This window comes from Actinoplanes awajinensis subsp. mycoplanecinus (genome assembly GCF_001509495.1).
Classification (GTDB): domain Bacteria; phylum Actinomycetota; class Actinomycetes; order Mycobacteriales; family Micromonosporaceae; genus Actinoplanes; species Actinoplanes palleronii.
The window spans coordinates 1-8,633 of record NZ_LLZH01000330.1 but is presented as its reverse complement, the minus strand read 5'-3'; the positions used below and the strand labels follow the sequence as shown (position 1 = coordinate 8,633).

The window sequence follows — 8,633 nt, the reverse complement described above, 5'->3', positions numbered from 1 at the left end:
CGTCCCTCGCCGGTAGTCCGGGTCGGCAGCGATCGGTGAAGCAGAAAGCTCAACCCGCGAGGGTGGAATCCCCCTGCTTCAGCTGGGGGAGATGTCAACTCCCGCTGCCAGTCCCAGCGCGCGTCCTCCGCGGCCTGACCGTAGCCGCTCGCGGGGTGGTACCGATGGGGATCGGGACGCCGCCGGCCGGGGCCAGTGCCCGCACCGTGTCGAGCGCGGTGGCCGGGTCGAACGGGTGCCGGTCCGGGTCGACGTCGGCCCAGGTGAGATTGCTCGACTGCAGGCGCGGGTCGGAAGGATCGATCGTCATCGCCGGCCATCGTGCCACGGGGCTCGCCCAGGGGCGATCCGATTACCGGCCGGGCCGGACCCGATCACTCGGGCCCGGCTTCCGTCCGTACAAAATCGGGTTTTTAAGGGAAATTGACCAGGTAGGAGTTGTTGTAGGTGGAGTTCGCGGCTGCGCCGGTGTTGTTGACGATGTGCGAGATGGTGCCGATGCCGCCGAGCGAGACGGCCGCCATGTTGTGGAGTTTGACGCCGGCGACGGCGGGGACCTCGAAGGCGCGCGCCGAGGACACCGAGTTGTTGACGTTGAAGAAGCAGTAGCTGCCCAGGCCCCACGCCTCGAACGCGGTGACGCCGCTGGCGACCTTCAGGGCCGGGTAGCCGTTCTGCGAGCCGTTCATCCAGGCGGCCTGGTTCGGCGGGTCATACGGCATCTCGTTCTGGAAGAAGACGACCTTGCCGTTGGCGCCGTTCCAGACGACCTCGTTCTTCTGGTAGTGCTCGACGAACAGGCCGGTCGCCAGGACGTTGTCGCCGTTGACGGTCAGGCCGTTGTCCGCGGTGTTCACCGTCCAGCCGATCCCGGCGCCGTGGTCGGCGCGCCACGCCCAGGTGTGGTCGATGATCGTGTTGTTGGTGTTGACCACCAGGCTGTTGGTGGCCTTGCCGGCGACCATGCCACCGATCCGGAAGAACACGTCCTGCACGGTGGTCGGGTTGCCCGCGTGCGACACCCCGGACTTGGCCAGGCCGACCTTGAGCAACGTGTCGCTGTTGGTGGTCCCGGCATCGAAGAGCAGACCCTTGAGGCGTACGCCGTCTACGTCGGCCACGTCCATCGCGTTCACGCCGTTGTCCGGCACGATCGTCGGGTAGCCGATGCCGAGCACCGTGGTGTTCGCCTTGGTCACGTGCAGCGTCTGGTTCACGTGGTAGATGCCCGGCGTGAAGAACACGTTGCACCCGTTGGCGAGCGCGGTGTTGATCGTGGCGGCCGAGTCGCTGGGCCGCGCGACGAAGAACGTGCTCATCGGCACCGAGGTGCCCGGCGTGCTGCCGCCGGCCCAGCTCGGCCCGGTGGCGTTGGTGCGCAGCGACGGCAGGAAGACCCGGTACTTACCGGCCGCGTCGAGGTAGAGGTACGGCACGTCCCGGGAGACCGGCGTGGTCGCCAGGGTGGTGTAGCGGGGTCCGGCATTCGGGTCGGTGTTGAAGTTCGTCGCCGGCGCGCCGTTCGTGCCGGAGAACACCATGTTCCAGTTCGAGCCGCTCCAGGCGCCCAGCGTGCTGTCCTTGGTGTACCACTGCTGCTGGGAGGCCGACTCCGCGGTGCCGTCGATCTTGGAGTCGGAGATGTACCCGCCGCTGGCCCAGCCGTAGCTGGCCGGGAAGAGGTTGAGCCCGCCGATCACGTGCATCCGGCGGTACGGCGCGGCCTGTGCGACGGCCCACCGGTTCGTGCCGCCGTTCGTGTTGATCGACATGTTCTCGGCGGAGCGCCAGAAGTTCTGCGTCGCGTTGCCGGCGTCGCTGGCGTTGAACGCGTCGACGGTGACGGCGCCGTTGATCCGTACGTCGTCGGGGTTCTGCCCGAGGCCGAGGATCGAGGTGTTGAAACCGATGTTGGCACCCACGTTGTACGGCGTGGTGCTCGGCTTGAACACCAGCGCGTCACGCCGGGTGCCGAACTGCGCGGAGAGGGTGTCCTTGGTCGCGTTGAACACGCTGTCCAACGACGACTGGATGGCGGCGTCCGACATCGAGTGGTCATAGATGTGAACGTTCGGCCCGAAGTCCGGGGTGTCGGAGTAGGTCGGGCAGGTGCCGGGGTTGGTCGGCGTCGTCGTGACGGTGAACTTCTGCGCGCCGCTGCCGTTGCAGTCCCAGATCTGCAGCCGGGTCCCGTTGGCGGTGGCGCCGCTCGGCGAGTCCATGCAGCGCCCGGACGACGGGTTCTTCAGGCTGCCGTCGGCCTGCTGGGTCCACTGCTGCGCGCCGGTGCCGTTGCAGTCCCAGAGCTGCAGCAGGGTGCCGTTGGCGGTGCCGGCGCTCGCCACGTCGAGGCAGCGGCCGATGGTGGTCAGCGCGGTGCCGCTCCAGGTCCAGTGCTGGTCCGCGCTGGCGGTCTGGCAGTCCCAGAGCTGGATCGCGGTGCCGTTGACGCCGGTGTCGTCGCCGGCGACGTCAACACATTTGGCGCCGGGTGCGGCGATGGTGTTGCCGGTGATCGCGGCGGCCAGGGCGGGCTGGCCGCCGGCCGCACCGAGCCCGGCGACGGTCAGTACGAGCGCGAGCATCGCGATCAATCCGCGGCGGCGCCGTCGAGGGACAACTCTCATGTGCGTCCTACTTTCGTTGGCTGCCCAGGCCTCACTGAGAGAGCGCTCTCAGAAATGTTTCTTTAGTGTTTCCTCGGGTGACGAGTGTGTCAAGCGTCGATCTAAGGGGATCGGTGCTCCAGGCGCGGAAATCGGGGTTCGTCGTTGTGGACGATGACGTCGGCGTGCTCGGCCGGGCGGGCCGTGGCGACGTAGAGCCGCTGGGCCGGCAGGTAGCGTTCGCGCCAGCGCCGTTCCACGGCGGACCGCGAGGAGACCTGGCGCTCCCGGACCACCGCGCGCTCCACGGTCTTCTCCAGCGCCGTCGACACCAGGATGCGCAGCTCCCAGCGATCGACCAGCTCCGGGCGCATCAGGAAGACGCCGTCGAAGAGCAGCACGGCGTCGGCGGCGGCCGTGGCGACCAGCGGGTCCGTGGTGTGGTCGTAGAGCGCGCGCCGAAACCGCCGGTCGCCGCCAGGTCCGAGCGGATCGAGCAGCACCCGGTTCAGCGCGGGATGGTCGTGAGCGTCGAAGTAGCAGCCCTCGGCCGAGTACTCGCCGCGCGCATAACGCTGGGCTCGAGGAACGAGGAAATCGTCGATGCTCGCGCGGATGACGTCGCGGCCCTGACCGCGCAGCACGTCGGCGAGTTCGTCGGCGAGGGTGGTCTTGCCGGCGGCGGGCGGCCCGTCGATGGCGACCCGGGTCGGGTGCGCGACGCGGACGGAGGCGACGGCCCCGGCCAGCTGACTGATCATCTCGGTGCGCATGCCATCCCGTTCTGCCGTATCGAGTGGACCTTAGTGCGCGGCTGCGCTGGCTGGTTCTGACGCTCTCCCGTGGGCTCTGGCGCAAGAAGTGTGATCGATAAGCCCCGATGCGCCGCTTACCGATCACGGCCGTACGGTGCTGGCTATGGATGCACGGGGACGACGAGTCGACACTGCCCGGATTCTCGGCAACATTGCGCTGGTCACTGGCTTCTTGATCACTATCGTTGGCCTCGCGACCGACAGCACGCCAGCCAAGGGCTACGTCTTCGCCGGGATGCTGGTTACTGCCGGCGTCGGCCTGCGCCTTGAGGCGGCCATCACGGATCGCCACTGAGGCGGAGCCGATCAAGGTCAATCACACTTCTTGCGCCAGAGCCCTCCCGTGGCCCCACTCGGACGGCTTGATTTTGCCCCATCCGGGCGGGGAGCTGGGAGGGCTGCTGTTCCAGGTGTTGACCGAACGCGAGGAGAAGAACAGCGTCGCGATCGCCTCGAGCGAGTCGTTTCGAAAGCGCACATGTTCCCGCGAACGTGTGTCAGGCGTCGCCAAAAGTCGACAGGTTCCGGCCCCGATGCGCTGGAAGCCGGTATTGAACGCCTTCGCCATCACGTTCGGTGATCGCTGGCCGGTCGCCGACACCTCTAACCGAACGCAGAAACACCGTTCGCGTTACGCCCCAGGCCTCCGCCCGGGTGGGGGATTGGGGCCGCTACGACGTTGCTGTTCAGAAAAATGCGATCTGGCCGGGCATGGGCGCGTCGTCGAGAGGCGTCGATTCCGCCCGCGGGCTCGCTGGCGGCGGCGTGGTGTTTCCGATCTGCCAGAGCCGTAGCGTGCTTTCCTCGTGATCGTGAGTGAGCCAGCGGCCAGAGCTCTCCGCGCTGACGAGAGGGCCGGGCCATCGCCGGGTCGGGTAGTCCGTTCGAGCGCGGTACCGGAGACTTCGTGCCGAGAGCAGAAGGTGCTCGTCGTCGCTCGAGTAGTCCCGAGGAGCGAGGGGCACCATGATGATTTCGTCGGTCAGGAACAGCGCTGGATATTCGACGCTCCAGTTGTCGAACCGAATGCGGGATGGCAAGTCGGGCAGGTCGTCGACGTGTCGCTGGGCCAGCACGCTTTCGGTGACGAGTTCTCGGACGGAAAGAAAACCGTCGATGCTCATGGTGAGGTAGCGCGATCCGTCGGGGCTGAAGTCAGCGAGATCAAGGCCGTGCAGTGGTCGTAGCGTAATGCGACCGCTATCCAGCCTGATCAGGGCGCTGGGTGAGGGGTCCGGGTGCAGGAACCCGAGACCGGTGGAGGTGTCGGCTGGTCGGTGTACGAACCAGGCGGCGTCAGGGCCGGTCAGCGTCACACGGTCGATCTCCGCGCCAGTTGCGGCGTCAAGAGCTACGAGTTCCCCGGTGGCGGCCACGCGGATCCAGAGGATGTCGTCAGTGTCGATATGAAACGGGACATCGGTGTCGGTGGGATCGGCTCCGCATCGGTGCCACGGGCGTCGCCAGCTGATGTCCCCGGTTCTGTCGAGAACGACGAGTTCGTGACTATCGGCGATCGCGACGAACCGGCTTGTCGCGCTGGCGTTGAGGCGTGGGACGGTGAATGGCAGCGAGACTCGTCGGACCAGTTGCAGATCGTGGTCGAGCAGGCTGACGGTGTCGGTGTCCGACTCGGTGACCAGCCAACCTAAGCCTGCCGCTGGGAGGACTCGATGAAGTCCGTCCAGCCGCACCTCGTTGATCAAACTGGGACGCATCGTCGCAGGATACGACCTCAGGAGGATGCGCTCGGCTGCGCCGGAGCCATCGTCTGGCCAGGGAGGGAGCAGGATGCGGTGACGGCGGCCTGAGCGCGCTGTGCGCTCGACAATACAGCTTCTGCTGAATACAGCGTTGACTGTATTGTCAGGTGATGGAGACAGTGACCCACGGCCAGGCCCTCGCCCGCTTCGGCCACGCTCTGTCGGATGCCACCCGGGCCCGGCTGCTGCTCGCACTACGCGAGGCGCCCGGCTACCCGGCCGAGCTGGCCGACCTGCTCGGCGTCACCCGGCAGAACCTGTCCAATCACCTGACCTGCCTACGCGGCTGCGGCCTGGTCGTCGCGGTCCCGGAAGGCCGGCGCATCCGCTACGAACTCGCCGACACCCGGATCCGGCACGCCCTCGACGACCTGCTCGGCCTGGTCCTGGCGATCGACCCGGCCGCGTGCCCCGACGCCGCCGACAAGGGCTGCTGCTGATGAACCTGCCACTGACCCCCCTCGCCCTGGCCGTGCCGACCGCCCAGCGCCGGGTCCAGCTCGCACGCCGGATCCGGCTGCTGGTCGCCGCGACCATCACCTACAACGTGATCGAGGCCGTCATCGCGATCAGCGCCGGCACCGCCGCGGACTCGACCGCGCTGATCGGGTTCGGCCTCGACTCGGTCATCGAGGTCTCCTCGGCCGCCGCGGTCGCCTGGCAGTTCACCGCCCGCGACCCCGAGAAGCGGGAGAAGACCGCCCTGCGGATCATCGCGATCTCGTTTTTCGCGCTCGCCGCCTACGTCACCGCCGAATCAGTGCGCGCCCTGCTCGGCGGCGCCGAAGCCGAACACTCCACCGTCGGGATCATCCTCGCGGCGGTGTCCCTGACGATCATGCCCGGACTGTCCTACGCCCAGCGTCGCGCCGGCCGCGAGCTCGGCTCCCGGACCGCGGTCGCCGACTCGAAACAGACGCTGCTCTGCACCTACCTGTCCGCGGTCCTGCTCGTCGGCCTCGTCGTCAACAGCCTGTTCGGCTGGAGCTGGGCCGACCCGATCGCCGGGCTGATCATCGCCGCCGTCGCGATCAAGGAAGGCCGCGAGGCCTGGCGCGGAGACACCTGCTGCGTCTCCGACCCGCTCGCCGTCGCCACGGCAGACGTTACGCCGGGCTGCGCCGACGACTGCTGCACCAGCCGACGGTAACCGGGATGGCTGCGGAATGGCTGACCAGCGCGATTTTGATCGCCGTGCTCACCACCGGATTCGGGCACTTCGAGACCGTCCGGCCCTGGACGTTCCTCTGGATCTTCGCACTTCCCACGCTCGGCGCCGTCTTCCACGTGATCTGGTGCCGGCGCCACGGCATCAACCCGCTCACCGCCGAAACCCGCGACCGCTATGAACAACTCCGACGCCGCTGATCTCGCACCACCCTGGTCAGGGGCGGGTGAGGCGGCCGGCCATGGCGTGGGCGGCGGCCGTGACGACGGTGCGGTCGTAGGTGACCACGAATTCGAACTGGCGGTCGCCGTCCGGTCCGGTGTCGCCCAGGTCGCGGGCCATCAGCGCCGCCGCGGTGTGCGCGCCCAGCACCACGACGGTCCACTCGCTGGCCAGGGGATCCTGGATCGACAGGCTGCCGCCGCGCACGCCGGGGGCGGGCTCCGGGACCATGTCGACGCCGAGGGCCGCGATGAACGGCAGCCGGGCGGCGAGCTCGGTGTAGCGCCGGACGGTGGACGGGCGGAAGAAATCCGCGTGTTCGAACGCAGCGAGCAGCATCGGCGGCACCGCGGCCTGCAACGCCATCAGCTCCAGGGTCTTCGACAGCGGGACGAGCAGATGCTTGGGCGCGTGCCGGATCCGCTTTCCGGCACCGATCAACTCGTACGGTGTGGCGCGCAGCGCCGCGCCGATCGGCCGGGCGGTGAACCGTTCCGGCCGGAACGTCGACGGCGGGAACTGGCGCTCGCCCCGGCTCCACAACCAGCCCTGACCGAGGGTGGCGCCCAGCACCAGCGCCCGGGTCAGGTCGTCCGGGGTCTCGATGCCTTCCGCGACCACTTCCGCGCCGGCCTGCTCGGCATAGGCGCGCACGGCGCCGGCCACCGTCACCGTCGCGGGATCCTTGACCGTGCGCAACAGCTTCAGGTCGAGCTTGACCACTTCCGGTCGCAGCAGCGGGATGAACGCGAGAGATTCGGGGTGCACCCCCACGTCGTCCAGGGCGATGGCGCATCCCGCGGCGCGCAGCCGCTCGGCGCCGGCCAGTATCCCGGCGACATCCTCGGCCAGCGCCCGCTCGGTGATCTCGACGACCACCTGAACGTGCGGGGCCCTGGTGGCGAGCGCGTCGAGCACGACGTCCAGCCGTTGGGTCAGGGTGCTGGGTTCGAGGTTGACGAACAACGTCACCGGCCGGGCCGGCGACATGGTCGCGGCATCCTGCAGCGAGGACAGCAGCGACGCCCGTTCCAGGTCGGCGAGCCGGTCGGTGACCCGGGCCGCGTCGAGCAGTGCCATCGGTGACTGCAGCGGAGATCCGGCGGGTCCGCGCAGCAGTGCCTCGAAGGCCACTACCGCCCCGGAGTCCACATCGACGAACGGTTGATAGATGCAGTGCAGGCCCCCGTCGCGCAGAATGTCGTCGAGAACGACCACGGTGTCGCCGACCGTGGCGTGACGCGTGTCCATGGCCCCCATGAGCCACTATTCGGCAGCACGGTGACACTGCTGAGCCGCTGAATCCGGTCGGCAGCCGAGACGGCTCCCGGCCCACCGGGGTGAGGCCAGTGACCGGGATCGGTTCGTCGACGGGCTGACGTGCGCGGGCTCGGTCCGGCACCATGGCGGCATGTACACGCTGATCAGGCTGTCGCGGGCGGTGTACCGCGCCATGGTGTGGCTGGCGAACTCCCCGAGGACGCTGGCCCTCGCCTACCTGATCCTGATCGTCGTTTGCGGCGGGCTCTACTCCTGGTTCGAGAACGCGTCGGTCGGTGACTCGCTCTGGTGGGCGGTCGTCACCGCGTCAACGGTCGGGTACGGCGACATCTCCCCGCACAACACCCCGGCCCGGATCCTCGCCGTCCTGCTCATCTCGGTGATGGTGCTGCTGGTCATCCCGCTGATCACGGCACACTTCGCGAGCAAGCTGATCGTCGACCACGACGCGTTCCGGCACGAGGAGCAGGAGGAGCTGAAGCAGAACCTGCGCCGGGTCCGCCAGCTGCTGGAGGAACTCGCCGTACGAGAAGGTGTCGTCGTCCCCGAGGACTCGGCGACTCCGTCGCCGGCAGTGGGGGAGAAGCAGCCGCCGGATCCGGCCGCGGCCAGCGGCGATCCGGGCTCTCCCGGTGAACTGAGCCGATGAACCCCGCAAATGTCGGCAAAGGGAAACGGCGACCGCGAAGCAGGTAGCTCAGGACCCCTGGCTCGGGGTCTCGCGGCAGCGGTGCAGGTGACGTGGCGTCATGAGAACGCCCCCGCCCCCGCCCCCGCC

10 protein-coding genes are annotated in these 8,633 nt (G+C 68.4%); 5 read left to right on the top strand and 5 right to left on the bottom strand.

All coding sequences use genetic code 11. The features are described 5' to 3' along the window. Positions 1-413: 413 nt before the first annotated feature. Together ADL15_RS45445 and ADL15_RS45440 are read right to left on the bottom strand one after the other, a co-directional pair. Positions 414-2,585: a ricin-type beta-trefoil lectin domain protein gene (locus ADL15_RS45445; protein ID WP_232344952.1), complete on the bottom strand. Its 2,172-nt coding sequence runs from the start codon at positions 2,583-2,585 to the stop codon at positions 414-416. Positions 2,586-2,728: 143 nt separating this feature from the next. Further along, a complete protein-coding gene (locus ADL15_RS45440; RefSeq protein ID WP_067705978.1) occupies positions 2,729-3,379 on the bottom strand; it encodes a cytidylate kinase family protein in 651 nt (216 codons plus the stop codon). Between the two features lie 145 nt (positions 3,380-3,524). On the opposite strand from ADL15_RS45440, the gene ADL15_RS45435 reads away from it, so the two are divergent. After that, positions 3,525-3,716, top strand: a complete 192-nt coding sequence (locus ADL15_RS45435; RefSeq protein ID WP_067705982.1) for a hypothetical protein — start codon at positions 3,525-3,527, stop codon at positions 3,714-3,716. 21 nt (positions 3,717-3,737) lie between these two features. Here the strand turns inward: ADL15_RS45435 and ADL15_RS57435 are convergent, their stop codons facing one another. Together ADL15_RS57435 and ADL15_RS45430 are read right to left on the bottom strand one after the other, a co-directional pair. Continuing rightward, positions 3,738-3,989 carry a hypothetical protein gene (locus tag ADL15_RS57435; protein ID WP_449369317.1) on the bottom strand — a complete coding sequence of 84 codons (252 nt, stop codon included), beginning with the start codon at positions 3,987-3,989 and terminating at the stop codon, positions 3,738-3,740. A gap of 118 nt (positions 3,990-4,107) precedes the next feature. Further along, entirely contained in the window at positions 4,108-5,139 is a 1,032-nt protein-coding gene (locus tag ADL15_RS45430; protein WP_198171290.1) for a hypothetical protein, read from the bottom strand. 155 nt (positions 5,140-5,294) lie between these two features. Between ADL15_RS45430 and ADL15_RS45425 the strand changes: the two genes are divergently transcribed. From ADL15_RS45425 to ADL15_RS45415, 3 genes are read left to right on the top strand one after another with little or no spacing between them, the layout of a single operon-like run. Then, positions 5,295-5,624: an ArsR/SmtB family transcription factor gene (locus tag ADL15_RS45425; protein ID WP_067705974.1), complete on the top strand. Its 330-nt coding sequence runs from the start codon at positions 5,295-5,297 to the stop codon at positions 5,622-5,624. Next, entirely contained in the window at positions 5,624-6,334 is a 711-nt protein-coding gene (locus tag ADL15_RS45420; RefSeq protein WP_067705973.1) for a cation diffusion facilitator family transporter, read from the top strand. The genes ADL15_RS45425 and ADL15_RS45420 overlap by 1 nt, the downstream gene beginning before the upstream one ends. A 5-nt stretch (positions 6,335-6,339) precedes the next feature. Next, positions 6,340-6,552 carry a hypothetical protein gene (locus ADL15_RS45415; RefSeq protein ID WP_067705972.1) on the top strand — a complete coding sequence of 71 codons (213 nt, stop codon included), beginning with the start codon at positions 6,340-6,342 and terminating at the stop codon, positions 6,550-6,552. A 16-nt stretch (positions 6,553-6,568) separates the two neighbouring features. Here the strand turns inward: ADL15_RS45415 and ADL15_RS45410 are convergent, their stop codons facing one another. After that, complete coding sequence (locus ADL15_RS45410; protein ID WP_067705968.1) at positions 6,569-7,825, bottom strand: sensor domain-containing phosphodiesterase; 1,257 nt, start codon at positions 7,823-7,825, stop codon at positions 6,569-6,571. A gap of 160 nt (positions 7,826-7,985) precedes the next feature. Between ADL15_RS45410 and ADL15_RS45405 the strand changes: the two genes are divergently transcribed. Then, a complete protein-coding gene (locus ADL15_RS45405) occupies positions 7,986-8,504 on the top strand; it encodes a potassium channel family protein (RefSeq protein WP_083972538.1) in 519 nt (172 codons plus the stop codon). The last annotated feature ends 129 nt before the right edge of the window (positions 8,505-8,633 follow it).

Excerpts from the sequence above, each read along its gene's own strand:
- ADL15_RS45435 (WP_067705982.1), top strand. The coding sequence starts at position 3,525 with ATGGATGCACGGGGACGACGAGTCGACACTGCCCGGATTCTCGGCAAC.
- ADL15_RS45415 (WP_067705972.1), top strand. The coding sequence starts at position 6,340 with ATGGCTGCGGAATGGCTGACCAGCGCGATTTTGATCGCCGTGCTCACC.
- ADL15_RS45420 (WP_067705973.1), top strand. The coding sequence starts at position 5,624 with ATGAACCTGCCACTGACCCCCCTCGCCCTGGCCGTGCCGACCGCCCAG.
- ADL15_RS45410 (WP_067705968.1), bottom strand. The coding sequence starts at position 7,825 with ATGGACACGCGTCACGCCACGGTCGGCGACACCGTGGTCGTTCTCGAC.
- ADL15_RS45440 (WP_067705978.1), bottom strand. The coding sequence starts at position 3,379 with ATGCGCACCGAGATGATCAGTCAGCTGGCCGGGGCCGTCGCCTCCGTC.
- ADL15_RS45430 (WP_198171290.1), bottom strand. The coding sequence starts at position 5,139 with ATGCGTCCCAGTTTGATCAACGAGGTGCGGCTGGACGGACTTCATCGA.
- ADL15_RS45445 (WP_232344952.1), bottom strand. The coding sequence starts at position 2,585 with ATGCTCGCGCTCGTACTGACCGTCGCCGGGCTCGGTGCGGCCGGCGGC.
- ADL15_RS45425 (WP_067705974.1), top strand. The coding sequence starts at position 5,295 with ATGGAGACAGTGACCCACGGCCAGGCCCTCGCCCGCTTCGGCCACGCT.
- ADL15_RS45405 (WP_083972538.1), top strand. The coding sequence starts at position 7,986 with ATGTACACGCTGATCAGGCTGTCGCGGGCGGTGTACCGCGCCATGGTG.
- ADL15_RS57435 (WP_449369317.1), bottom strand. The coding sequence starts at position 3,989 with ATGGCGAAGGCGTTCAATACCGGCTTCCAGCGCATCGGGGCCGGAACC.